Consider the following 23,985-nt stretch of genomic DNA (forward strand, 5'->3'; position numbering starts at 1 on the left):
TTTGCGCCAAGATGCAGGCTATAATACTTGTATTATTAGTATGGCTATCAGGATGGGATCGATAATATGAAGAAATTGACACTCACAGTGGCACTGCTACTGACTACCATTAGCGTTAATGCCAACGCTGAGAAAGATGCTGAAGCTATTGCTAAACGCATTGCTCCTGTTGGTCAGGTGTATTTAGCGGGTGCTGCTCCTGTTGCTGCAGCGGCTGCCAGCGGTCCTCGTTCTGGTGAGCAAGTTTATCAGCAAGCCTGTTTTGCGTGTCATGGTACAGGTGCATTAGATGCCCCAAAACCACAATCGGCTGAGTGGAAACCTCGTCTTGAACAAGGTTTTGATTTATTACTGCAGCATTCTATTGATGGTATACGCAATATGCCAGCCCGTGGCACCTGCACCACGTGTTCTGATGATGAAATTGCCGCAGCTATTCGTTTCATGACTGATGGTGTTTAAAAAATTGTTCTATGCTTGATGAAAACCGCGCTTGGCGCGGTTTTTTTATGCCCGAAATGTCACTGACTGTTTAAGTGCGGACGTTGCTTAAACGTAATCATTTTTATATTAGCTCTTCCATGTGTTTAAACTTTATGCATAATAGCACTTTATAACTATTGCTCTGACCAGTTTTATTTTCGCAACGGAATCGCGGGATTGAATAATCAACTCACACTGCCACAACAGCTGAAGCAAGCGGGCAATAAAATAAGACGCTTGTTGTTACTGCTCAGTCGCTACAAAGAAGCCTATACCATCCAGGGGGCATTGTTACAGCTATCAGAACTGGCCAGTCATATTAGTGATATGGCTGATTTTTATCCTGCAATTCATAAAATGGTTTCAGAGCAATTACATGCTGAGAATTTTTATGTGGTGCTATACGACAGCGCTACCCAAGACTATCGATTGCAATATTTTTCCGATGAGAAAGATCAGCAATTGTTGTCTTCAGTTCCCTCAAGTGCTTTTTCACGTGGCCTTACCGGTTATGTCATTCGTTATCAGAAGCCATTATTGTGCGATGAACAGCAGTTCAAAGAACTGGTGCTAAGTGGTGAAATAGAAGCGCAAGGCTCGCCTTCTGCGCATTGGATGGGCATTCCTCTTTGGCGAGCCGATAAGGTGATTGGTGTTATGGCCATTCAATCTTATGACAGCTTGTACCGCTATAATGACGCCGATCTAACGTTGTTTAGTAGTATTGGTGCCCACACGGTTATTGCGTTAGATCGCGTGAAAAGTCGTGAATTGTTAGAAAGCACCGTAAAAGAACGTACGGTACAGTTATTACAAATTAATGATTCTTTACAAAAAGAAATAAAAGAACGGATCCATGGTGAGCAGCTGCAGGCGGCGTTGTATAAAATCTCAGAATTAACCGCTAGCAGCCAAGATATGCAAACGTTTTATAAAGCCATCCATAAAGTCTTATGTGGCTTAATGGCAGCAGAGAATTGTTATATCGCTTTATTAGATGCTGACCACACTAAATTAACCTTTCCATTTTATATCGATCAGTACAGCCCGGCTGCACGCGATCGGCCCATTAGCCGCGGCTTCACCGAATACGTGATTCGATGTGCTGAAGCCAAACTCATCAATGCCGATCAAGCTAAACAGTTAGTGGATATAGGTGAGATTCGTCGTGGCATGAGTGGTATGGAGCAGCATGATCGCCATTCTAGCAGTTGGCTTGGCGCACCATTGAAAATTGACCATAAGGTTATTGGTGTGATTGCCGTACAATCTTATGAATGCGATTATTATTATTCTGAGCAAGAATTAACCATTTTACGTTTTGTGTCGCAGCATATTGCAGTGGCGATTCAGCGTAAGCTCGCAGCAGAAAAACAAAAGCATCATCAAGAAGAACTCGAGCGTAAGGTGTTTGAAAGTACCCGTGAGCTTCGGCAGACGAATTTGTTTTTGCGTTTACAGGTAGAAGAGCGCAAAAAAGCGGAGCAAAAATTGTTTTACGATGCTAATCACGATGTACTTACCGGATTAGCAAACCGACAAATGTTTTTACAGCAGTTAAAACAACAATTTGCATTAAGTAAACGCCAGCCACAAACGGGTATGGCGTTGCTGTTTTTAGATTTGGATCGTTTTAAACTCATTAATGATACCTTGGGTCATCATGTAGGTGACGCGTTTTTAGTTGAAAGCAGTAAAAGGTTACAGAGCGCTGTGCGGGAGCATGATCTCGCAGCGCGATTTGGTGGTGATGAGTTTGTGGTTATGCTACTGAATTTGCAGTTTGAGCAGGATGCTGAAGAAATTGCACAGCGCATCATAGAAAAATTTCGCCAACCCTATATGTTGGATGGGCATACGGTGCTTTCGGGAGTGAGTATTGGCATTGCACCTTATTTAGCCGACTATCATCATGCCGATGGCATGTTACGTGACGCCGATGCCGCAATGTATCATGCTAAAGCTTTAGGGCGTGGTCGCTACGCGGTGTTCCAGCCAAGTATGCGAGATCAGATGTTAAAAGCACTGGGCGCGAGTTAGCGCCCATTCCTCGCTTGCTTAGCCTTTATTTAGCATTTGGCGTAATCGCGCAATGTTTGCTAATCCCGTTTGTTGGCGTTGTTCTTCGGTTTTTGGTTGATTGGGTTTTTGCCATTCCAAATCATCTTGTGGTAACTCGGTTAAAAAGCGGCTGGGTTCAGGGCGAATGATCTCACCGTACTGCCGTCGTTCTCTGGCATAGGTAAAGATCAATTCGCGTTGTGCGCGAGTAATACCAACGTACGCTAAACGCCGTTCTTCTTCTACGTTATCCTCATCAATGCTACTCTGGTGAGGCAAGATGCCTTCTTCCATACCCACCATAAATACAAAGGGAAACTCTAGACCTTTCGAGGCATGTAACGTAAGTAGCTGCACTTGGTCAGCATTATCTTCCTGCTCTTGCCGCTCTAACATATCGCGCAAACACAGTTTACTGACTACCTCGGCGAGTGGTAAGGCGGGTTCATCGTCTTTGCCTGCTAACATTTCGGTGATCCAACGATATAACTCATTTACGTTCTTCAGCGCCATTTCAGCGGCTTTAGGACTGGGGCTGGTTTCAAATAACCACGCCTCATAATGGCTTTGCCGAATGAGATCGCGGATGGCTTCAGCAGGCTCTGCGCGCGTTGCGTTGTCGGCTAATTGTGAAATCCATTGTGCAAATTGCTGAACAGCCTGAAATCCTCGAGCTGGCAAATGATTAGCCAATTCAGGATGGCAGCAAGCAGCAAATAAGCTAATGTGTAATTGGTTTGCCAGATTACCCACTTTTTCTAAGGTGGCGTGGCCAATTTCGCGCCGAGGGACATTAATAATCCGTAACAACGCATTATCGTCGTCTTGATTCACTAATAAACGTAAATAGGCCATCACATCTTTAATTTCGCTACGCGAAAAGAATGAGGTGCCGCCAGAAATTCGATAGGGTATGCGGTTTGTCATTAGCGACTTTTCAAATACCCGTGATTGATGATTACCCCGATATAAGATGGCATAATCGCGATAATGACTTCGGTTGGAAAAACGGTGCGAAATAATTTCGGCGACGACTTTTTCTGCCTCGTCTTCTTCGTGTTTACAAGGCAGCACCTTCAGTGGCACACCATAACCATTCACACTAAAAAGCTTTTTTTCAAACTCATGTGGATTGTTTGCAATTAAAATATTAGCTGCTTTTAGGATCCGCTCAGCAGAACGATAGTTTTGCTCCAGCTTAATAACATTCAGTTCGGGAAAATCTTTTTTAAGTAATACTAAGTTTTGTGGTCTAGCTCCGCGCCAGGAATAAATCGATTGATCATCGTCGCCCACAACGGTAAAACGACGGCGCTCGCCAACCAGCCATTTGACTAATTCATATTGGCTGGTATTGGTATCTTGATATTCATCAACCAGCAGATAACGAATTTTTTGCTGCCAGCGTTCCCGTGTTTCAACGTTATGTTGAAATAACAACGTGGGTAGCATAATCAAATCGTCAAAATCAAAGGCATTACAGGCTTTCAGCATATTACTGTATTGCTGATAGTAATTAGCTAGGCTGATGCTATCGGCATCGTGTGCTTGCTGCAGTGCTAAAGCGGGTAGGGTTAAATCGTTTTTCCAATTGGAAATTTTACTTTGGAGTGCTTTTAGAAGATCTTTATCGCCGTTATAGTCGTTTTCAGTAAGTTGCTTTAGCAAGCCAAGACTGTCTTGATCATCGAATAAGCTAAAGTTAGCTTTATACCCTAATTGCCGATATTCTTTTTTTAAAATATCCAGCCCGAGTGTGTGAAACGTAGAAATCGTTAGACCACGTGTTGCCGTCTTAGGCAATTGTGCATTGATTCGTTCCCGCATTTCACGGGCGGCTTTATTGGTAAAGGTAACCGCGGCGATATGTCTGGCTGGCATTTCGCATTGCTGAATTAAGTAGGCGATTTTATTAATAATTACCCGAGTTTTACCGCTACCGGCCCCAGCCAGAACTAAGCAGGGCCCGGAGATAAATTTTACTGCTGCATCTTGCTGTGGATTTAACTTCATTCAATTACCCTTGCACTAAGACTGGTATTGTAACGAAATTTAGCGCTAAATAGCATTCGCGAATCTCGATTTGGCGGTAGAATACATTTAATGGTTGAGTTTAAGGTGCACACCGCCCACAATTTTTAACGGTTTAGCGTATTTCAATATTGAGTTATAGGCTAAGCGCAAGGCGCCAAGGTGATACAGGAGAGTAAGATGATTGATCCGAAAAAAATAGAAGAACTTGCTAAACAAATTGGTCAAGTTATTCCACCACAAGTACGCCAGTTTGCTGATGATGTAGAAGCAAAGGTAAAACAAGTGCTACAAGCCAAGTTAGCCGATTTAGATTTTGTTAGCCGTGAAGAGTTTGACGTGCAACGCCAAGTGTTGCTGCGTACGCGCGAAAAAGTGGAACTTATGGAACAGCAATTGGCGGCACTTTTAGCCGAAAAAACACCCGCTGCCGCTAAGTTGCAACAGTTTGAGCATACTGATTTACCTACATCGGATCAAACGTAAACGAAATCGTTTGGTATTTTGGGTTCGATGTAAAAAAGCCAGCTTTCTGCTGGCTTTTTTACTTAAGCAACGTGTTCGCTATTATTTTTTATGTTGTGCAATTTTCAATATTTCGGTTAACCCGGCTACTGCACCACCAATATTGGCTAATTCGGCAGGCACTATCATTGTATTATTTGCTTTGGCGAGGTTACCAAATTCTTTAACGTACTGTTCTGCCACACGCAAGCTAACTGCTTCTTGCCCACCAGGGTGGTTGATGGCTTCAGCAATTTGCCGGATCCCCTCTGCGGTGGCGATTGCAATTAATTCAATTTCACGCGCTCGGCCTTCAGCTTCGTTAATTTGGCGTAATTTGTCACCTTCAGACAGGTTAATCACTTCCTGCTTTTGGCCTTCTGACACATTGATCATAGCCTGACGTTCGCCTTCAGATTTAGCAATGGCAGCACGTCGTTCCCGTTCAGCGCGCATTTGCTGTTCTAACGCATCTTTGATGCTTAGAGGGAGTTCAATGTCGGCAATTTCGTAACGGAGGACTTTTACGCCCCAAGGTGACGCGGCTTCGTCTAACGCGCGCACCACTTCTTCGTTAATTTTTGAACGCTCTTCAAAGGTTTTATCTAAATCCGTTTGGCCAATTACCGAACGCATGGTGGTTTGCGCCAGTTGCGATGATGCATAACGGTAATCGTTAATGCCATAACTGGCTTTGTGTGGATCAATCACCTGAATATACAGAATACCGTCAATGCCGACCTGAATGTTATCTTTGGTGACACAGGTTTGGCGTTGTACATCGATAACTTCTTCTTTCAGCGTATGGATGTAGGCCACTTTGTCGATAAAGGGGATAAGAATATGAAAGCCCGAGTCGAGTGTGCGCGAATATTTTCCTAAACGCTCAATCACATAGTTACTTCGTTGCGGAACCACGCGCGCTGATTTGAAGATAATGATGACCACGGCTAACGCAAAGCCAAAAGTTAGAATGGTTTGAATATCCAATGTTTCCATACTGTGTCCCTCTAGGTTTAATTACTGTGAGTGATGCATTCGGGCTACGTGTAAGTGAATCCCTTGATTTGCTGTGATTTTAGCAAGTTCGCCTGCTTTTAAGTCGTCGCTTGAATAGGCATCCCATTGCACACCATTAAGGATAACGCGGCCTTGGCCTTGCTGAAAATCGGCTAACACTGTGACGCGTTCCCCGATATCTTGACTCAATGAGCTAGGCTGTTCGTTACTGTCAGCGGTGTAACCTACAAACCAGCGTTTAAAACGGCTACGCGCCGTAAATAAGAGTAATAAGCTAACGACACCAAAAATAGTGTATTGCGCACTGGCAGATTCAATTACGCCAAACTGCAGCAATAACCCCACAACAATGGCGGCAATCCCTAAAAAGACGGCGGCAATACTGGTGGCGAGCAGTTCTGTAATAATCAACAGCACGCCGAAAATAATCCAAATCATGGCTGTACTCATGGTAACCTCCGTTTTTACTATGTAGAGTAGGGTTCAGTTTAGCGTAATTTTCATTTTTTAGTAACCTTGCTTTTACAAAGCAGTTTAGGGTCTGGTTTCGCGTTGTGCTAAATGCTGATCAAGTAAGGTTAAAAAGCTCAAAACGGTTTCTACAACCTGATGGTAAAACATCACATCTACTTTTTCAGCCGTATCTTCAGGGGTGTGGTAATCGGCATGATCCGCCACGCCAAAATAGATAAACGGTACGCCAGCTTGATGAAACACACCATGATCTGAGCTTAACGTCCAGTCTTGGGTATTGCCCGCTAAGTACCAAGGCCGATCATGTGCTGGCAGCAACTTGACGGCGCTTTGCGGTTGTAACTCGTCAAGCAAGGGTAACAACCAAGGATGATGATAAGTACCCACTGCAAATAATAATTGCTGTGTATCTCGGCTTAACATATCAATATTGATATTGAAGGCTAACTGCTCAGCATGTAACAATTCCGTGCGAAAGAGTGCCACCGCGCCTTGTAAGCCTTTTTCTTCGCTATCCAGTGCTACAAATAATACCGGGTGCTGTAACGGATTCGCTTTTAGATAGCGTGCCAGTTCCAACATAGCTGCCACCCCTGAGGCATTATCATCGGCGCCATAAAAAATGGTATCGCCATGCATCCCTAAATGATCATAATGGGCGGTGAGTACTAAAGGTTTTAGGCCGGGTACTGTACCAGGCAGCAGACCCAGCACATTCGCTGCGTTTTCTACGCCAGGAATAGTGGCATTTCTGCCTCTGAGCCAGCGGCTAAATGAAAAATGTTCCTTCACACTGTAGGGATGAAAAAAGCCCTCGGTTCCTGCGGGTTCGAGACCAATTTCAGCAAATTGTTCAGCAATCCACTCTCTTGCAGCAATACCGCCTGGCGTCCCTGGCGCCCGTCCCTGGCGCTCTGCATCGGCCAGCCAGCGTAAATCAGCCATCAATTGTTCGCGATTAATTCGATCTAAGCTAGCTGGTGCCACCTGGGTTGGCGTGATAAGCCTGATACGCTCGGCTTCTAATTCGGTAAGCTGTGTGAGCCACAGTGGTTTTAGTAAAACGAGACTTAATGCAGTGACAATCGTAATAATTAGAATAGCTATATAGCGTTTTTTCTTTAAAAACATCATTTTTCCTTCACAGTTCCCCAAAAGTACTCGCGCGCGGGTTTTGGTGTAATCGCTCGATTGCTCAGTAAGATGCGTGTTAATGCCATAAGCTGTTAAACTAGCTGTTGTTAAAGCGTTAACTTGCAGCTGCAGTCGTGGCTTCACTATAACAGGTTCAAAAAATAACAGGTTCAAAAAATAATAGGTTCAAAAAATCACATTCTATGTTTACTGAGTATTTATTTGTTTACGGTACCTTGCGTCGTGCGGCACAACATCCTATACATCAGCGCATGCTGCGTTATGTCGAATTTTTTGCTGATGGTCACGTTGCAGGACAACTCTATTCGGTAGGGGCTTATCCAGCCTTGGTAATCAAATCCCCGACTTATGAAGTGAAAGGTGAGCTCTATAAAGTGCTGGATGCGGCAAAATTATGGCCGTTACTTGATCAATATGAGGGTGTCGGCCAAGGCTTTGTTGAGCCTCACGAGTATCGTAAGGCTCAGATTAGTGCCATTGCTATAGATGGTCAGCACTATGTCGCCACGACTTACCTGTATAATCGTGATATATCAGGTTTAAGATTACTGCCCCATGGTGACTTTTTAGCAGATCAATAACGTCGTTATTGTGCAGCAACAATCTTAATTTCAATTTTCCAATGTGGATCCGCCAGTTTGGCCGCTACTGTTGTACGCGCTGGCGCTTTACCTGCGGGTAGCCAGGCATCCCATACTTGGTTCATGGCGGCATAGTCTGCTAAGTCGGCTAAAAAAATGGTGACATCTACCAGTTTGTTTTTATCACTAAAGCAACGTTCCAATAAGGCTTCGACTTGTCTCAATACATTTTCAGTTTGTGTTTTAATATCAGAAGCTTGGGTGTCGGGTACCATACCCGCACAAAAAATTAAGCCATTCACAATGACTGCTTCAGAATATCGGCTAGTTGTATCAACGCGTTGTAAACTCATAAGCACCTCCGTCAACTTTTTTGAGTTTAGCAGTTGCTGTTGGTAAATAGCAAAATGCATTCGAATAGCGTTTTAATTACTTATTGGAATAAAGAAGAGAGATCCATTCTTTTACCTACCCCCGTTTAGACGGCTAAAATGTGAATAATATATTTTTGCAGGATATTTTATGCTTTTATCTTCCCTCGTAGCACAAGCTAGTCCGTTGTCTGAGCAACAGATCGCGCAATTGCAGGGTTTAGTGAGTCAGCTCAATCCGATTCAACAAGCCTGGGTAAGTGGTTATTTGGCCGCTAGCGCGCAGCTCGCTGGGCAAGGCATTAGCACGGCACCCGCTGCAGTTGCCGCCCCTGCCGCCACCTTAACCATTTTATTTGGTTCGCAAACCGGCAATGCTAAGCATGTCGCACAAGACATTGGCGATGCGGCAAGCGCCAAAGGATTTAGCGTAAAGGTGCAAGATTTAGCCGAATATAAAGCGGCTAATTTAAAAAATGAGCGCTATCTGGTGATTGTTACCTCGACTTATGGTGAAGGTGAGCCGCCAGAAAATGCCATTAGCTTTTATAACTATTTGTTTAGTAAAAAAGCCCCGCAATTACCCGAGTTACGCTATGCCGTGCTGGGCCTTGGCGATACCAGCTACGAGTTCTTCTGCAAAACGGCACAAGATTTTGATCAGCGTTTGGCCGAGTTAGGCGCCAAAGCGGTGATTGCGCGTGCCGATCTGGATGTAGACTATGCCGCCGCCGCCGCAACTTGGCAGCAAAACCTGATTACGACGTTAGAGCCTGAGTTTGCCAAGGCTCCAGCAGCTTCAGCAGACGTGATTGCTTGGCCAGGTGCAACCCAAACGGCCGCTGCAGTCAGCGTCTATAACAAACAGCAACCCTTTACTGCTGAGTTATATACTAATCAGAAAATTACCGGTCGTGATTCCACCAAAGACGTACGGCATATCGAAATCTCGTTGGCGGGTTCAGGGTTAACCTATCAGCCAGGCGATGCGCTAGGTGTCTATTTTAGTAACGATCCGGCGTTAGTGCGCGAGCTGTTACTGTTAACGGGAATTGCCGGTGATACGCCAGTAGAACTTGCCGACCAAAAATTTACCGTTACTCAGGCATTAACTGACGAATTAGAGTTGACGCAATCTTACCCGGCTTTTGTCGACAAATACGCCAAAGCGAGTAATAACGCAACCTTACTCAGCTTGTTAGCCGATAAAGTTGCGCTGCGCGCTTATCTGGCTGATCGACAAATCATTGATATTGTGCGCGAGCATCCGGCGCTGATTAGTGCCCAGCAGCTGATCGATGCGCTGCGTAAGCAACAGCCGCGCTTGTATTCTATTGCGTCGTCGCAAGCTGAAGTGGAAGACGAAGTGCATTTAACGGTGGGTGTAGTGCGTTACGAGGCCTTTGGTAAGCCGCATTTAGGCGGCGCCTCGGGCTTTTTAGCCGAGCGCTTAACCGAAGGCGGCAGCATTAAAGTTTTTGTTGAGAGCAACAATAATTTCCGTCTGCCAGAAAATGATGATACGCCGGTGCTGATGATTGGACCAGGCACTGGTATAGCGCCATTCCGCGCCTTTTTACAAGAGCGTGATGCACGCGCAGCCAGCGGTAAAAACTGGTTGTTTTTTGGTAATCCGCACTTTACCCAAGATTTCCTGTATCAGGTAGAGCTGCAAAATTACTTAAAACAAGGCTTACTCACTAAGTTAGATGTGGCCTTTAGTCGCGATACCGCCGAAAAAGTCTATGTACAGCATAAGTTATTAAAACAGGCTGCTGAGGTATGGCAATGGTTAGAGCAGGGCGCACACCTGTATATTTGTGGTGATGGCGCACGCATGGCCAAAGATGTGCATCAGGCCCTGTTAACCATTATTCAGCAGCAAGGCGGCAAAGATGAAAAAGCTGCCCAACAGTATTTAGATCAGTTACGCATAGCCAAGCGCTATCAGAAGGATGTGTATTAATGAGCCAGTATCCAATAAATCCTGATTTTGTCGCGCCGGGCAAACTGTCGGACAACGAACGTTTAAAAGCAGAGAGTGATCATCTGCGTGGCACTATCACAACGGATCTCAAAGATGAAATCACCGGTGGCTTTACCGGCGATAACTTTATGATGATCCGTTTTCACGGTATGTACCAGCAAGATGACCGCGATATTCGGGCGGAGCGTGCGGCGCAAAAGCTGGAACCGCTACACAATGTGATGTTACGTGCCCGTATGCCGGGTGGCATTATTACCCCGGCGCAATGGCTGGCCATTGATAAATTTGCTGGCGAGCAAACCATGTACGGCAGTATCCGTTTAACCACTCGGCAAACCTTTCAGTTTCATGGGGTGTTAAAACCGAATATTAAGCCTATGCATCAGTTTTTACATCAGATTGGCATCGATTCCATTGCCACCGCCGGTGATGTGAATCGTAATGTGCTCTGTACGTCTAACCCGGTGGAAAGTGCGCTGCATCAAGAGGCCTATCAGTGGGCCATTAAAATCAGTGAGCACTTATTGCCGAAAACCCGAGCCTATGCCGAGATTTGGTTAGATGAAGAGAAAGTAGAAACCACAGAAACTGAGCCGGTGCTGGGTGATAACTACTTACCGCGTAAGTTTAAGACCACGGTAGTGATCCCGCCACACAATGATGTGGATGTGCATGCTAACGACTTAAATTTTGTAGCCATTGCCGAAAACGGCCAGCTTATTGGCTTTAATGTACTGGTGGGTGGCGGCTTAGCCATGACCTTTGGCGATACCTCTACTTACCCGCGTCGTGCCGAAGAACTGGGCTTTATTAGCCTAGAACATGTGCTGAAAGTGGCGGAACATGTGGTCACCGTGCAGCGCGATTATGGTGATCGGGTAAATCGCAAAAATGCTAAAACCAAATACACCATCGATCGGATTGGCGTCGATAATTTCCGTAGCGAAGTGGAAAAGCGCGTCGGTGTGGCCTTTGAACCGGTAAAACCTTACGAGTTTACTAGCCGTGGCGATCGTTTTGGTTGGGTAGAAGGCATTGATGGCAAACATCATCTCACCCTCTTTATTGAAAATGGTCGGGTGCTGGATTTCCCAGGTAAACCGCTCAAAACCGGTTTGGCCGAAATTGCCAAAATCCATCAGGGCGATTTACGGATGACGGCGAATCAAAATCTGATTATTGCCGGTGTGCCCACCGCGCAAAAAGCGCACATTGAGGAGTTAGCTCGGCAATACGGCTTGTTGGATGATACCCATAGCGAGCAGCGTAAAAACTCGATGGCCTGTGTGTCTTTCCCAACCTGTCCACTCGCCATGGCCGAAGCCGAGCGTTATCTGCCTGAGCTGGTGACCAAAATTGAAGGTTTGCTAAGCAAAAACGGTGTGGATGATGATCATATTGTGCTGCGGGTAACGGGCTGCCCGAATGGCTGCGGCCGTGCCATGTTAGCCGAGGTCGGTTTAGTGGGGCGCGCGCCGGGTAAATACAATGTGTATTTAGGCGGTAATAAAGTGGGGACCCGCATTCCTAAATTGTTCCTAGATAATGTGGCGGAAGCCGACATTCTTAATCAGCTTGATGGCTTGATTGGTCGTTGGGCGAATGAGCGTGAGACTGGCGAGTGTTTTGGTGATTTTGTGGTGCGAGTGGGCATAGTTGCTGAAGTCAAAGTATCTAAAACTGATTTTCATGCTTAAGTAAGTGTGGTTTTGTGGCGGTGAGTAACCGGGTGAGGGAAGTAAATATGAATGCTGTAGCTGAAGATTACCGCACTATTTTGCAACAAGACAAGGCCACACAGCAGCAATGGTTAGCTGAGATAAATCATCAGCTAACCCCACTCAGTACTGCTGAGCGGGTGCGCTGGGCGCTGGCACATTTGCCGGCGAGCCCTATGCTGAGCTCCAGCTTTGGGATTCAGGCGGCGGTGATGTTGCATCTGGTTACGCAGCAGCAACCGGATCTGCCGGTAGTGCTGACCGATACAGGCTATTTATTCCCAGAAACCTATCAGTTTATTGATCAACTGACCGAGCAGCTTGGATTAAATTTGCAGATTTACCGCTCTGCGCTATCAGCCCAGTGGCAGGAAGCCCGTTACGGTAAGTTATGGTTAACGGCTGAGGGCACTAAGCAATATAATCAGCTCAATAAAGTGGAGCCGATGCAGCGGGCATTGCGCGAACTCAATGTCGGCACTTGGTTTACCGGTTTGCGCCGCAGCCAAAGCAGTACCCGTGCGGATAAAGCCATTGTTGAAATCAGCCGTGGCGTGGTGAAGGTACAACCGATTATCGATTGGAGTAGCAAGGATGTGTTCTACTACTTGAAAGCACATAACTTGCCTTATCATCCATTGTGGGAACAGGGTTATCTGTCAGTAGGTGACACCCATTCTACCGCTAAATTTGAACCTGGGATGAGCGAAGAAGATACCCGCTTTAATGGTTTTGGCCGCGAGTGTGGCTTACATATGGATGGTGATGGTATCTAATTGCAGCAGCAAGAAAGATTTTAGGGTAACAGCTACCAATATGGTGGGTTTTCAGCCATATTTAATACATTAAAGAATGATATGTAGTCTGTACCGTGACAAAATGGTTATTGTTGTTGGGATTGGTTTTCGCTGCAGTGAAGAGTCAGGCAGACAGCTTGGCGGTATATACTGAGCATTTTCCACCTTACAGTTTTGAGCAAGATAAAAAAATTACCGGCTTAAATACGGAATTGGTGCGCCGTACTTGCCAATTGGCGGAGATTGCCTGTGAATTTCATTTATTACCTTGGTTAAGATCCTTTGAAGCGGTTCAGAAGAATACTAACGCAGCCCTGTATTCCACCTCCCGGAATACTTTACGTGAAAAACAGTTTAAATGGGTGGGGCCTCTAGCCCATGCCCAGGCGAATATGTACTGGTTAAAATCGCGAAGCGATACCCCGCCTAAAACGTTAGAAGAAGCCAAAAAATTTATTATTGCTGTAGCGCGTGGCGATATTTACGAACTGTATTTGCAGAGTATGGGGTTTGAGCTCGACGTTAATTTATTGCAATTTAACAGTAAGTCGGATGCTGTTTTACCCTTTTTGCATGGCAAAGTCGATTTGTTAATTGCTTCTGATCTTATTTTGCCAGTTTGGTTAGCAAAGCATCAACAAACTAGTGATGCCGTGATTTCAGTGATTGATCTGTCTGAAGTGGGGCGTAACTATCTTGCATTGCATCCAGAGGTGCCTTTGGAAACGGTCGAGCGGTTACAGGCGGCATTGGATACATTACGCCAAAATGGCGAGTTTCAACAGTTACAAGAACGTTTTCTAAAACCTTCCCATCCCTAGCTTTTTTATGTCTTGTTGTCAGAAAACTGACATGTTATCCCGTTAAGTTATTATGCTAATTGCTGCGCAACTATTGAAATTTGCTTATTCTGCCCAAACGTCTAGTACGGCAAATTTCGCAGATGTTCATTTTTGCATTTTCTCTCTGAACTTTACGTAGAAGAATATGGTCTTTTTTCGCGCAATTACGTAATGGTCAAAGAGACTTATTATCTATTAAACCGATTAAGACGATTTGTTTTATTCGTTTTAAAAATAATTCAGGCTTAGGTAAACTGGCCTCAGTTGAAACACAACATGTTTTATTAACCCAAAGGAGCAAGACAATGTCTTCTATTATCAATACCAAAATCAAGCCGTTCAAAGCTACTGCATACCATCAGGGTAAATTCGTTCCAGTAACGGATCAGGACTTACTAGGCAAATGGTCTGTTGTTGTCTTCTACCCAGCTGATTTTACATTTGTATGTCCTACTGAACTGGGCGATCTGGCTGATTTTTATGCGAAGTTCCAAGAAATCGGTGTAGAAGTGTACTCAGTATCTACTGATACACACTTCACGCACAAAGCATGGCACGATGCATCTGAAACTATCAAGAAAATCAACTACCCAATGATCGCTGATCCAACAGGTGCTATCACGCGCAACTTCGGCGTGATGATTGAAGAAGAAGGCTTAGCACTGCGTGGTACTTTCGTCATCAACCCTGAAGGCGTTGTTAAAGTATGTGAAATTCATGACTTAGGTATTGGCCGTTCAGCTGCTGAATTGTTCCGTAAAGTACAAGCGGCTCAGTACGTAGCCAACCACGATGGCGAAGTATGTCCAGCTAAGTGGACGCCAGGTGAAGCGACTTTAGCACCGTCTTTAGACTTAGTTGGTAAAATCTAATTTTGTTTCAACATGCAGGTAACTGCAGTGTTGTAAGCTGATTACAGCCTCTCCGTGAAGCTGTAACCCAGCTTCACACTGCCAAACGTAAGTTTGGTGTCTGGCCGACGCTTTTGTCGGCCTGATCCCCCCTGCTTTGCTGCTATGCGAAAACCTGAATTTTTTGAGGAAGAAGAGTGATGTTAGATACTAACCTGAAGCAACAATTAAAAACTTATCTGCAGAACCTGAAAACCGAGGTTGAGCTGGTGGTGTCTTTAGACGAGAGCGCCAAAGCAGCCGAAGTGAATCAGTTGGCAAACGATATTGCCGAATTATCGAATTTAGTGACTTTACGTCGTGATGACAGTGCTGCTGAACGTGCACCTGCCATGTTAGTGCGTTCAGTTGCGAAAAATACGCACATTACCTTTGCCGGTGTACCGCTTGGCCATGAGTTTACCTCTTTAGTTCTGGCCTTACTGCATTCAGGCGGTCACCCAATAAAAGTAGACGCGGATCTGATTGAGCAGATCAAAAACATCAGCGGTAGCTTTAAATTTGAGACTTATGTGTCGTTAAGCTGCCAGACGTGCCCAGAAGTGGTGCAAGCGCTGAATATTATGTCAGCCATTAACCCGAACATTACTAACGTGATGATTGATGGCGCCATGTTCCAAGACGAAGTGGCCGCGAAAAATATTATGGCGGTACCGTCGGTGTACTTAAATGGCGAATTATTCTCACAAGGCGCCATTACCTTAGAGAAAATCATCCAGAAAATCGATGTTAATGCTGAGAAGCGTCAAGCCGAAGCGTTAAAGAACAAAGCTGACTTTGATGTGTTAGTGGTCGGCGGTGGTCCAGCCGGTGCCGCAGCATCTATTTATTCAGCCCGTAAAGGCTTAAATACCGGTATCGTAGCAGAGCGTTTTGGTGGCCAGGTGGCTGATACCGTGGGTATTGAGAACTTTATCTCGGTGAAATATACCGAAGGTCCAAAATTAGTGGCCGGTTTAGAAGCACACGTTCGTGAATACGACGTGGATATTATGAACAATCAGCGCGCGGTTAAACTGAGCAAGAAAGATAAAGTTGAGCTAGAACTCGCCAATGGTGCGGTGTTAAAAAGCAAAACGATTATCTTAAGCCCAGGTGCTCGCTGGCGCGAAATGAACGTGCCAGGTGAGCAGGAATACCGTGGTAAAGGTGTGGCGTACTGCCCGCACTGTGATGGTCCGCTGTTTAAAGGCAAAAAAGTGGCAGTCATCGGGGGCGGTAACTCCGGTATCGAAGCGGCCATTGACCTAGCAGGTATTGTTGAACACGTAACTGTGCTGGAATTTGCTGCTGAGCTGCGTGCTGATGCAGTATTGGTGAAAAAAGCCAATTCAATGGGCAATATCACCATTATCACTGAAGCGCAAACGACTGAAGTGACCGGTGATGGCACCAGAGTGAACGGTATTAACTATACTGATCGCAAAACGGGCGAAGCCAAGCATGTTGAGTTAGCGGGTATTTTCGTTCAGATCGGTTTGATTCCTAATACCGAATGGTTACGTGGCGCAGTGGAATTATCACCCCGTGGTGAAATTATTATCGATGAACGTGGCCAAACCTCTGTACCAGGCGTGTTTGCTGCTGGTGACGCAACAACAGCACCGTTTAAGCAAATTATTATTGCCATGGGTGCAGGTGCTAATGCCTCACTGGGTGCTTTTGATTACCTGATCCGTCAGTAAGCATTGTAGTTTTGCAGGTTAACAATGCGCTGCTGTTAACCTGAGTGTTACCCTTTCATAGCGCGGGATACTCTCTCATCCCTGTTGGCGGCAACCTTTGGTTGCCGCCTTTTTTATTTGCCCAATCGCATGCGCTATTGTTTGCTCATTGACACTTCCATGTTGCAGTTACCCAAGTTAGATCGTCAACATTGCTTTGCAATATTCTCTTTTATTGCATTCGTCCTGCAGTATTTACCACGCATCTCGCGGTGGTTTAGATATAGAAATATGCTTCTTTGATAGCCTTTGGTTATAACTGAGCGTAATTTGCTATTTCCGCTTTTTGCTTAAGCTGGTTAAGCTAATAGCCTATTGATGATGTTTTGCTTGGAGCCGCCGGCTGTGCAGTATTTACCCCTTTTCGTTAAACTGACTGATAAACCGGTATTAATTGTCGGTGGTGGCAGTGTGGCGCTGCGTAAAGCAGGCACTTTGCTTAGTGCTGGCGCTAAGCTGAGCGTGATTTCTCCCGAGTTTGCACCGGAGTTTTTAGCCTGGCAAGCCGAAGGCAAAGCCGAGTTACTGCAAGGCTACTTTGAACCCCACTTGCTGGACGGCAAGTTGTTGGTGATTGCTGCCACCGATAATGACGACGTGAATGCCGCTGTCTATGAGGCGGCTACTACACGCAATATGCTGGTCAATACGGTAGATGATCAGCCTAAATGCGGTTTTATCTTCCCGTCTATTATCGATCGCAGCCCAATTATTATTGCTATCTCGAGTTTCGGCACCGCCCCCGTGTTAGCAAGACGCTTACGTGAAAAACTGGAAACCTTATTACCGCAACATTTAGGGCCATTGGCGGAATTAGTCGGGCGTTTTCGCGATAAAGTTAAAGCCAAGTTTCAAGGCTTTGCCGCGCGGCGGCAATTTTGGGAGCGGGTGTTTGACTCTGAGGTTGTGCGGGAGTTAGAAGCGAATCGCCCCGCTGCTGCCGAACAACGGTTAGCCGATTTATTAGAAACCCAACCCGCCCGTGAAGGCGAGGTGTGGATTGTCGGTGCTGGCCCCGGTGATCCAGAGCTATTAACCTTAAAAGCGCTGCAGCTAATGCAACAGGCCGATGTAGTGGTTTATGATTATTTAGTATCGCCACACATTATGGAGCTAGTACGCCGCGATGCGGAGCGCATTTGCGTTGGTAAAAAAGCCGGAGCACATTCGATGCCGCAGCAAGATACCAACGCACTATTGGTGCAATTGGCCAAGGAAGGAAAAAAAGTGTGTCGCTTAAAAGGTGGTGATCCTTTTATCTTTGGCCGTGGCGGCGAAGAAATTGAAGCCTTACTGCCTGAGAACATTTCTTTTCAGGTTGTACCTGGTATTACCGCAGCCGCCGGCTGTGCTGCCTATGCGGGTATTCCGTTAACGCATCGCGACCATGCGCAAAGTGTGCAATTTGTAACGGGGCATTGTCGAAAATCTGGTGATGAACCAGACTGGTATAGTATGAGCAGGCCCAATCAAACGCTGGTGATCTATATGGGCATTATGAAAGCGGCAGATATTCAGCAGCAGCTGTTAGCGGCTGGACGTGCAGCCGACACACCGTTAGCCATTATTGAAAACGGTACGCGGCGCGAGCAACGCGTGGTTACTGGCACCTTAGCCGAGCTTGCCTTGCTGGTAGCACAACAGCAGGTGGTATCGCCAGCGTTATTAGTGATTGGTGAGGTGGTGAGTTTACAATCACAACTGCACTGGTTTGGACAGCGCCCAACCGCCGCAGTTTTTTCCCAACCTATAACCAATTTAGCCTAAGCGCTTGAGTTAATATAAGCTTAGCCGCTAAGCTAGCAAAAATACTAGGGAATAGTAATGAGCCAAATGCCCGATAACAGCCATATAAAATGGCAAGACTATCAAATTGACGCTACAAAGCGTGCCGCAATTAAAGGTCATCAAAGTACCGTACTCTGGTTTACCGGCTTAAGTGGCTCGGGTAAATCCACGGTGGCCAATGCCTTAGAGCAAGCCTTAGTGGCGAAAGGTATCCATACCTATTTGCTCGATGGCGATAATGTGCGCCACGGCTTATGTGCCGATTTAGGTTTTAGCGAAGCCGATCGTACCGAAAACTTACGTCGGGTAGGCGCGGTCGCAGGTCTGATGGTCGATGCTGGACTTTTGGTGTTAAGCGCCTTTATCTCCCCATATCGCAGCCAGCGCGAGCTGGTGAAAAGCTTGGTGCCTGCAGGCAAATTTCTGGAAATTCATATCGCTACACCTTTAGCAGTGTGTGAGCAACGCGATGTAAAAGGTTTATACAAGAAAGCGCGCGCCGGCGAAATTCGCCAGTTCACTGGCATTTCCGATCCTTACGAAGCGCCGCTGGCAGCCGATTTAGTAATCAATACTGCCGAAAGCACGCTGGAGCAAAGCGTTGAGCAGTTATTGGCATTATTGACTCATAACGGGATCATTACGTAGTTTGAAATCATTCCAAGATTATGAGTGTTGCTGGTTCAAAAGAACCTTCTGTAGAAATGGTTAAAAGTGATATCAAACGAGGCGGTAAACGCAGAGTATCCTTTTTAGGGGACGTGTTTTTCAGGGATGAAAAACCTCACAAATTCGTCAGGAACGAATTTGAACAGTGCTTGCGCTGGCCCACAGGGTAAACTTCAGGATGAATGTTTATAACCGTACAAGGATGTATTCACAGCGGTCCCACTAAAAAGCGATACGTTGCGTTTAGCCGCCGTATGCTGTGAACGTGAATCTGCAAATCTTCGTGCAAGAACAAATTAGAGATTGAAACAGCGCTCTTTGCAGAGCTGAGTTACCAGTTCAGTCTTATTTTCTAGTGAGTTAGAGTTTTTGTTTGCGAAATAAATATGATTGGAAAACACCATGCCATTTTTAAACAGTATTATTGAGATCGCCGAACAAGCAGGTCAAGCTATTTTAGAGGTTTATCAGCAAGATAGCAGTAATTTTAATATTACTGACAAAGCGGATGCCTCGCCACTGACTGCGGCAGATTTAGCCGCTCATCAACTAATTGTGAAAGCATTAACAGCGCTGACCCCAGATACGCCCATTTTATCGGAAGAAGCGGCTGATATTAGCTGGACGATTCGGCAGCAATGGCAACGTTATTGGTTAGTCGATCCCTTAGATGGCACCAAAGAGTTTATAAAGCGTAATGGCGAATTTACCGTCAATATTGCCTTAATTGAGCACGGCGAGCCGATCCTTGGCGTAGTGCATGCTCCTGTGCTGGGTAAAACCTATTATGCAGCAATAGGGCAAGGTGCTTTCTTAAAAACTGCAGCAGGTATTAAGTCAATTCAGGTCAGTTCAACACCAGACGTTGTGCGCGTTGTTGGCAGTCGTAGTCATCCTAGCCCCGATTTAGCCAGTTATTTAACGCGCTTTGCCCAGCATGAAATGGTACCGGTCGGTAGCTCACTAAAGTTTTGCTTAGTGGCCGAAGGGGCCGCTGATATTTATCCGCGTTTTGGTCCCACCATGCAGTGGGATACGGGGGCCGGTCATATTGTGGCGACAGAAGCCGGTGCGACCGTGCGCTTTGAGGGATTAACAGAAAATGTGTATCAGCGGGAAAATTTACTGAACCCGTACTTTATTGTTTCAGCAATCAAAGAGTAAGTGTATTACGCTGCCCTTTTCCGTTGTGTCGTTCTCAGATGTAGTCTTTGATGTCTTGTCAGCGAATCTACAAGAATTCTGGGTATAATAGGCAAAAATTGAGTTACACAGCTGAATAACGATAGGTGGCTTATGCGTTTAGATAAATATATATGTGATTGCACCGGCTTAACCCGTTCGCAAGCCGGTAAAAGTGTGCGCCAGGGTTTAGTCACAATTAATGGCGAGTTAGTAAAACAAGCTGCGCGACAGGTGTCTGACAGCGACACTGTGATACTGGATGGTAACGAATTACAGTTGGTTGGGTTACGTTATTTTATGTTGCATAAACCCGCAGGATTTTTATGTGCGAATGAAGACGCTGAGCATCAAACGGTATTTGAACTGCTGGACGAGCCCTTAGTTGAGCGTTTGCATACTGTCGGTCGTCTTGATCTGGATACGACAGGCTTATTACTGATTACCGATGATGGGCAATGGTCACATCGCTTAACGTCACCTAAACACCATGTTCCCAAAACCTATCGAGTATGGACGGCCGATCCTATCCCCACCGAAGCCATCAGTCAGTTTGCCGAAGGCATTATGCTACGCGGTGAAAAAGATCCGACTAAACCTGCAGAGCTAGAAATTGTGGCCGAACATGAAGCCTTACTGACGATTCACGAGGGGCGTTATCATCAAGTAAAGCGCATGTTTGCCGCTATTGGTAATAAGGTGGAGCAGCTACACCGCGAGCGCATAGGCGGTTTACAACTGCCAGCTGATTTGGCTGAAGGGGAATATCGTGCAATTAGCCCTGATGAGTTAGCATTATTGTACTAGCCTGATGCTAAATATGAAAAGCCGACGTGCTAATGTCGGCTTTTATAAAAGTTAATGGCATTTCGCTAAAGGCGATTGACTAGGTACTATTATTTTTTAGTTTCGCTTACAACGGGCTGACCATATTTAGGAGAGCGGGGGCCATACAATAAGCCGTTGTGGCTTTCTGAATACAGCAGACGATTGGCGCTAATGGCTGCAATATCAAAGCCTTTATCCGTAATCGATTCCAGGATCTGATTAACCGCAGCTTCTACTAACATACCAATTAAACCGCCACCACTGTTGCCACGATTTTCGGCTGAAGAGGCTCTGGCTTTATGTTGCCATAATACGGCGCCTGAGCGTAAATCAACCAGCGTTGCCGACACACTAACCGCGGTTTCGCTTGATAGCACGACATAGCTGGTGCCGTACTCTTCTATTGTCATATAAAGTGCCGTGTCAGCACCAAAAATTTCTCTTACCTTTTCAAATGGTGCCGCATGAATATCGGTAGCTTCCGTTAAACCATTGCTGCGGAACGTTTGTTCCACTAATGTTACTGGAAAAACATAATAGCCTGATTCAGCGATAGGACCTGCAACTTGCGACATTAGGCTGTACTGTGCCACAACCTCAACGCTATTATTGATGGGCGGTAACACTAATATTGAGTGTGGATCGGCGCTACGGAACGCACTATAGTCATGCGCTGGCGGTGCACTAACGCAGGCGGTAAGTAATAACGCGGAGCTTAAAAAAACCAATTTTAACCACTGCATATTAAGCTCCCTTCTTAGATTTTAATAAAAAGTCTAAATACTTTGCAGACTCTGGAAAAAGTGTTTTTTCTTGTTCGAATTGTTGTTCGCCTTCAGCAGGACTACCAGAATCGAAATACAACAAACCTAAGTGTGCATGAATGCCAGGGGCAACTTTTTTGCCTTTCGCAGCCGCATCTTGAATAATGGTCTGTAAGGCGGCTATTTGCTCTTGTGGCGTAGTGGTGTCACCTTTCAAATAGGTATACACCGCTTTGTTATATTCGCCATGATAATACAGGGGCTCAGTGGTTGTTTTACACGCAGAGAGTGCCAAGAGCATGCCAGATGCTAAAAGAAGTTTTTTCATTGTGATGCCCTTATTCCGTTTGCCACTGACCAGATTCGAGACCCGTCACTAATTTGTTAACGACCTCGCGAATGGCCAAATCCAGTACCTTACCGTTTAGCGTAGCATCATAACCTGCCGTACTACCAAAACCGATAACCTCACGCTCTGACAAACTGTACTCACCGGCACCTTGTACTGAGTAAACGACCTCTGAGGTACTCACATCTACAACATTAAGCGTTACTTTTGAATAAGCGATTTGTGACTTGCCTTTCCCTAAGATGCCAAAAAGTTGTGTATCGCCGATGGATTTTCGACCAAATTCAGTCACATCCCCGGTAATGACATAACGCGCCCCTTTTAAGGATTGTTGAACACCCGTAAGCGCTGCTTCATTAGACAGTGCTTGCATGTTGTCACGGTCCATCACGCTAAAGCGGTTGGTTTGCTGCAAATGACTCATCAAAGAGGTTTTTGCTTGATTACCTAACGTATCGGTACCGTTGGAAAAGAGTCCATTTTGGAAACTGGAGCGATTTACAAATTGACCAACAACCAATCTGCTTTTCGCGCCGCTATAGGCTGTACCATAGCTGGCAACTTTTGGTGTTTCAATAACTTGTGAAGAGGTGGTGGCACAGCCGCTTATTACAGCAGCAGTTAATCCCGCAACGAAAATCGCTTTCGTTGCGCGAGTAATGTTCCTATTCATACTTACTCCATCAATTATAGGTTTTTATTGTGAGGTGTTAATAAATGTGTCAGGTAGGATAATAAACAGTGCTTAAGCAACATATTAAAAACAATATCCTTATCTTCGTAAATTTATAACTGATATGCTGAAAAAAAAGCAATAGGATAATAAAGTTATTTTTAATATTACCTAACGGATATCTTATATAAACCTAACTAAGGTAAATTTTATATGAGAATATTTATTTGTATGGATAACACTGCGTAAGTTGGACGGGTTAAAGCGAAAAATGTTTTTCAACAAGGTTCAGTAATAGAGTGAGTAGCGAGTACCATTAACAACTGGTGCGTTTTTAGAACTTAAGCTATAAGTATCAGTCAGCGTCATTGTTGATGAATTAATAAGGAAATTTATGAGTTTTATTGTTTTTTTGATTCTGGGTGCGCTAGCCGGTTGGTTAGCTGGCAATATTATGAAAGGTCGTGGCTTTGGCATTTTAGGTAATATTGTTGTGGGTATTGTTGGTTCAATATTAGGCGGTTTCCTGTTTAGTGCGCTTGGCTTGCAGGCATTCGGTTTTATTGGCTCGCTGATTATGGCGACGGTAGGCGCTGTGGTGTTATTGTTTCTGATTAGCCTGATAAAGCGTTAGAAGAGATCTAAGGTTACGGGGGCCACAGTTGTGGCCTCATCTTTTTGTTGTCGTTGCTTTAAACGTAAGCGGCGCTGTACAAGTAAACGTAAGATATGCGCACGTTCGTTGTCGGGTTTTAGATGCCAGTTAAAGCGTTCATCACGCGAGCGCAAGCAGCCAAGGCAATAGCCACGGTTATTACTCTGGCAAACCCCAATACAGGGATTAGCAATGTCAAACAGTTCCAGTTGGTCCATTACAGGTGATACCTGCTGTATTTGTTTGTTAAGCGTTAAGAAGACTGCCTTTACTGTAGTTTTTTCTAGCAACTTGTACAAATTTTAATTATTTTCGCTTAAAAGCCTCTTTTCTGCAAAAAGCGGTTGACTCCGGACTGATAGACGTCTATTAATAGAGCATCTTGATTTGATAACTCAAATCTTATCCAATTAACCGT

The 23,985-nt window shown here is 45.3% G+C and carries 24 protein-coding genes; 15 read left to right on the forward strand and 9 right to left on the reverse strand.

Going from position 1 to position 23,985, the window contains the following annotated elements; all coding sequences use genetic code 11:
- Positions 1-66 precede the first annotated feature (66 nt).
- Both IE070_RS11910 and IE070_RS11915 read left to right on the forward strand, forming a co-directional pair.
- Positions 67-462, forward strand: coding sequence for a c-type cytochrome (locus IE070_RS11910; protein WP_189483416.1), 396 nt, complete (start codon positions 67-69; stop codon positions 460-462).
- Between the two features lie 198 nt (positions 463-660).
- Entirely contained in the window at positions 661-2,523 is a 1,863-nt protein-coding gene (locus IE070_RS11915; RefSeq protein WP_229797051.1) for a sensor domain-containing diguanylate cyclase, read from the forward strand.
- 18 nt (positions 2,524-2,541) lie between these two features.
- Here the strand turns inward: IE070_RS11915 and rep are convergent, their stop codons facing one another.
- Complete coding sequence (gene rep / locus IE070_RS11920) at positions 2,542-4,557, reverse strand: DNA helicase Rep (RefSeq protein WP_189483417.1); 2,016 nt, start codon at positions 4,555-4,557, stop codon at positions 2,542-2,544.
- A gap of 198 nt (positions 4,558-4,755) precedes the next feature.
- On the opposite strand from rep, the gene ubiK reads away from it, so the two are divergent.
- Positions 4,756-5,061, forward strand: coding sequence for a ubiquinone biosynthesis accessory factor UbiK (gene ubiK, locus IE070_RS11925; protein ID WP_189483418.1), 306 nt, complete (start codon positions 4,756-4,758; stop codon positions 5,059-5,061).
- A gap of 81 nt (positions 5,062-5,142) precedes the next feature.
- Here the strand turns inward: ubiK and IE070_RS11930 are convergent, their stop codons facing one another.
- The 3 genes from IE070_RS11930 to IE070_RS11940 all read right to left on the reverse strand — a co-directional run bounded on the left by IE070_RS11930 (position 5,143) and on the right by IE070_RS11940 (position 7,851).
- The gene (locus IE070_RS11930) at positions 5,143-6,078 is read right to left on the reverse strand and encodes an SPFH domain-containing protein (RefSeq protein ID WP_189483419.1); all 936 of its coding nucleotides are present in this window, start codon (positions 6,076-6,078) and stop codon (positions 5,143-5,145) included.
- A gap of 21 nt (positions 6,079-6,099) precedes the next feature.
- On the reverse strand, positions 6,100-6,549 hold the full coding sequence (locus tag IE070_RS11935; RefSeq protein WP_189483420.1) for an NfeD family protein: 450 nt from the start codon (positions 6,547-6,549) through the stop codon (positions 6,100-6,102).
- An 84-nt stretch (positions 6,550-6,633) separates the two neighbouring features.
- Positions 6,634-7,851: a M28 family peptidase gene (locus IE070_RS11940; protein WP_229797052.1), complete on the reverse strand. Its 1,218-nt coding sequence runs from the start codon at positions 7,849-7,851 to the stop codon at positions 6,634-6,636.
- A gap of 59 nt (positions 7,852-7,910) precedes the next feature.
- On the opposite strand from IE070_RS11940, the gene IE070_RS11945 reads away from it, so the two are divergent.
- A complete protein-coding gene (locus IE070_RS11945) occupies positions 7,911-8,309 on the forward strand; it encodes a gamma-glutamylcyclotransferase family protein (RefSeq protein WP_189483422.1) in 399 nt (132 codons plus the stop codon).
- Between the two features lie 5 nt (positions 8,310-8,314).
- On the opposite strand, the gene IE070_RS11950 is transcribed toward IE070_RS11945, so the two are convergent.
- Entirely contained in the window at positions 8,315-8,662 is a 348-nt protein-coding gene (locus IE070_RS11950; RefSeq protein WP_189483423.1) for a RidA family protein, read from the reverse strand.
- A 169-nt stretch (positions 8,663-8,831) separates the two neighbouring features.
- On the opposite strand from IE070_RS11950, the gene IE070_RS11955 reads away from it, so the two are divergent.
- The 10 genes from IE070_RS11955 to rsuA all read left to right on the forward strand — a co-directional run bounded on the left by IE070_RS11955 (position 8,832) and on the right by rsuA (position 21,105).
- The gene (locus IE070_RS11955; RefSeq protein WP_189483424.1) at positions 8,832-10,646 is read left to right on the forward strand and encodes an assimilatory sulfite reductase (NADPH) flavoprotein subunit; all 1,815 of its coding nucleotides are present in this window, start codon (positions 8,832-8,834) and stop codon (positions 10,644-10,646) included.
- Positions 10,646-12,364, forward strand: coding sequence for an assimilatory sulfite reductase (NADPH) hemoprotein subunit (gene cysI, locus IE070_RS11960; RefSeq protein ID WP_189483425.1), 1,719 nt, complete (start codon positions 10,646-10,648; stop codon positions 12,362-12,364). Before IE070_RS11955 ends, cysI begins: the two co-directional genes overlap by 1 nt.
- A gap of 47 nt (positions 12,365-12,411) precedes the next feature.
- Entirely contained in the window at positions 12,412-13,161 is a 750-nt protein-coding gene (locus tag IE070_RS11965) for a phosphoadenylyl-sulfate reductase (protein ID WP_189483426.1), read from the forward strand.
- Between the two features lie 95 nt (positions 13,162-13,256).
- A complete protein-coding gene (locus tag IE070_RS11970; protein ID WP_229797053.1) occupies positions 13,257-14,003 on the forward strand; it encodes a substrate-binding periplasmic protein in 747 nt (248 codons plus the stop codon).
- Positions 14,004-14,329: 326 nt separating this feature from the next.
- Positions 14,330-14,896 carry an alkyl hydroperoxide reductase subunit C gene (gene ahpC, locus IE070_RS11975; RefSeq protein WP_189483427.1) on the forward strand — a complete coding sequence of 189 codons (567 nt, stop codon included), beginning with the start codon at positions 14,330-14,332 and terminating at the stop codon, positions 14,894-14,896.
- 179 nt (positions 14,897-15,075) lie between these two features.
- Positions 15,076-16,620, forward strand: coding sequence for an alkyl hydroperoxide reductase subunit F (ahpF, locus tag IE070_RS11980; protein WP_189483428.1), 1,545 nt, complete (start codon positions 15,076-15,078; stop codon positions 16,618-16,620).
- Between the two features lie 384 nt (positions 16,621-17,004).
- Positions 17,005-18,426, forward strand: coding sequence for a siroheme synthase CysG (cysG, locus tag IE070_RS11985; RefSeq protein WP_189483429.1), 1,422 nt, complete (start codon positions 17,005-17,007; stop codon positions 18,424-18,426).
- Positions 18,427-18,483: 57 nt separating this feature from the next.
- A complete protein-coding gene (gene cysC, locus IE070_RS11990; RefSeq protein ID WP_373296974.1) occupies positions 18,484-19,095 on the forward strand; it encodes an adenylyl-sulfate kinase in 612 nt (203 codons plus the stop codon).
- Between the two features lie 423 nt (positions 19,096-19,518).
- Positions 19,519-20,280 (forward strand): 3'(2'),5'-bisphosphate nucleotidase CysQ, encoded by a 762-nt coding sequence (gene cysQ, locus IE070_RS11995; RefSeq protein ID WP_189483430.1) that lies wholly within the window; start codon positions 19,519-19,521, stop codon positions 20,278-20,280.
- A 132-nt stretch (positions 20,281-20,412) separates the two neighbouring features.
- The gene (gene rsuA, locus IE070_RS12000; protein WP_189483431.1) at positions 20,413-21,105 is read left to right on the forward strand and encodes a 16S rRNA pseudouridine(516) synthase RsuA; all 693 of its coding nucleotides are present in this window, start codon (positions 20,413-20,415) and stop codon (positions 21,103-21,105) included.
- 89 nt (positions 21,106-21,194) lie between these two features.
- Here rsuA and IE070_RS12005 read toward each other — a convergent pair whose 3' ends face one another.
- The 3 genes from IE070_RS12005 to IE070_RS12015 are packed head-to-tail and all read right to left on the reverse strand — an operon-like array spanning position 21,195 to position 22,912.
- A complete protein-coding gene (locus tag IE070_RS12005) occupies positions 21,195-21,869 on the reverse strand; it encodes a DUF799 domain-containing protein (protein ID WP_189483432.1) in 675 nt (224 codons plus the stop codon).
- A gap of 1 nt (position 21,870) precedes the next feature.
- Positions 21,871-22,218, reverse strand: a complete 348-nt coding sequence (locus IE070_RS12010) for a DUF4810 domain-containing protein (RefSeq protein WP_189483433.1) — start codon at positions 22,216-22,218, stop codon at positions 21,871-21,873.
- A gap of 10 nt (positions 22,219-22,228) precedes the next feature.
- Positions 22,229-22,912, reverse strand: coding sequence for a CsgG/HfaB family protein (locus tag IE070_RS12015; protein ID WP_189483434.1), 684 nt, complete (start codon positions 22,910-22,912; stop codon positions 22,229-22,231).
- A gap of 394 nt (positions 22,913-23,306) precedes the next feature.
- On the opposite strand from IE070_RS12015, the gene IE070_RS12020 reads away from it, so the two are divergent.
- Positions 23,307-23,546 carry a GlsB/YeaQ/YmgE family stress response membrane protein gene (locus IE070_RS12020; RefSeq protein ID WP_189483435.1) on the forward strand — a complete coding sequence of 80 codons (240 nt, stop codon included), beginning with the start codon at positions 23,307-23,309 and terminating at the stop codon, positions 23,544-23,546.
- Here the strand turns inward: IE070_RS12020 and IE070_RS12025 are convergent.
- Positions 23,543-23,785, reverse strand: coding sequence for a DUF1289 domain-containing protein (locus tag IE070_RS12025; protein ID WP_189483436.1), 243 nt, complete (start codon positions 23,783-23,785; stop codon positions 23,543-23,545). The two genes, IE070_RS12020 and IE070_RS12025, sit on opposite strands and share 4 nt — an antisense overlap.
- Positions 23,786-23,985: the final 200 nt, after the last annotated feature.

The organism is Alishewanella tabrizica, assembly GCF_014652375.1.
Lineage (GTDB): Bacteria > Pseudomonadota > Gammaproteobacteria > Enterobacterales > Alteromonadaceae > Alishewanella > Alishewanella tabrizica.

What these genes read in the sequence shown, in the direction of transcription:
- IE070_RS11910 (WP_189483416.1), top strand. Translation starts at nt 67, where the DNA reads ATGAAGAAATTGACACTCACAGTGGCACTGCTACTGACTACCATTAGC.
- rep (WP_189483417.1), bottom strand. Translation starts at nt 4,557, where the DNA reads ATGAAGTTAAATCCACAGCAAGATGCAGCAGTAAAATTTATCTCCGGG.
- ubiK (WP_189483418.1), top strand. Translation starts at nt 4,756, where the DNA reads ATGATTGATCCGAAAAAAATAGAAGAACTTGCTAAACAAATTGGTCAA.
- IE070_RS11930 (WP_189483419.1), bottom strand. Translation starts at nt 6,078, where the DNA reads ATGGAAACATTGGATATTCAAACCATTCTAACTTTTGGCTTTGCGTTA.
- IE070_RS11935 (WP_189483420.1), bottom strand. Translation starts at nt 6,549, where the DNA reads ATGAGTACAGCCATGATTTGGATTATTTTCGGCGTGCTGTTGATTATT.
- IE070_RS11945 (WP_189483422.1), top strand. Translation starts at nt 7,911, where the DNA reads ATGTTTACTGAGTATTTATTTGTTTACGGTACCTTGCGTCGTGCGGCA.
- IE070_RS11950 (WP_189483423.1), bottom strand. Translation starts at nt 8,662, where the DNA reads ATGAGTTTACAACGCGTTGATACAACTAGCCGATATTCTGAAGCAGTC.
- IE070_RS11955 (WP_189483424.1), top strand. Translation starts at nt 8,832, where the DNA reads ATGCTTTTATCTTCCCTCGTAGCACAAGCTAGTCCGTTGTCTGAGCAA.
- cysI (WP_189483425.1), top strand. Translation starts at nt 10,646, where the DNA reads ATGAGCCAGTATCCAATAAATCCTGATTTTGTCGCGCCGGGCAAACTG.
- IE070_RS11965 (WP_189483426.1), top strand. Translation starts at nt 12,412, where the DNA reads ATGAATGCTGTAGCTGAAGATTACCGCACTATTTTGCAACAAGACAAG.
- ahpC (WP_189483427.1), top strand. Translation starts at nt 14,330, where the DNA reads ATGTCTTCTATTATCAATACCAAAATCAAGCCGTTCAAAGCTACTGCA.
- ahpF (WP_189483428.1), top strand. Translation starts at nt 15,076, where the DNA reads ATGTTAGATACTAACCTGAAGCAACAATTAAAAACTTATCTGCAGAAC.
- cysC (WP_373296974.1), top strand. Translation starts at nt 18,484, where the DNA reads ATGAGCCAAATGCCCGATAACAGCCATATAAAATGGCAAGACTATCAA.
- cysQ (WP_189483430.1), top strand. Translation starts at nt 19,519, where the DNA reads ATGCCATTTTTAAACAGTATTATTGAGATCGCCGAACAAGCAGGTCAA.
- rsuA (WP_189483431.1), top strand. Translation starts at nt 20,413, where the DNA reads ATGCGTTTAGATAAATATATATGTGATTGCACCGGCTTAACCCGTTCG.
- IE070_RS12005 (WP_189483432.1), bottom strand. Translation starts at nt 21,869, where the DNA reads ATGCAGTGGTTAAAATTGGTTTTTTTAAGCTCCGCGTTATTACTTACC.
- IE070_RS12010 (WP_189483433.1), bottom strand. Translation starts at nt 22,218, where the DNA reads ATGAAAAAACTTCTTTTAGCATCTGGCATGCTCTTGGCACTCTCTGCG.
- IE070_RS12015 (WP_189483434.1), bottom strand. Translation starts at nt 22,912, where the DNA reads ATGAATAGGAACATTACTCGCGCAACGAAAGCGATTTTCGTTGCGGGA.
- IE070_RS12020 (WP_189483435.1), top strand. Translation starts at nt 23,307, where the DNA reads ATGAGTTTTATTGTTTTTTTGATTCTGGGTGCGCTAGCCGGTTGGTTA.
- IE070_RS12025 (WP_189483436.1), bottom strand. Translation starts at nt 23,785, where the DNA reads ATGGACCAACTGGAACTGTTTGACATTGCTAATCCCTGTATTGGGGTT.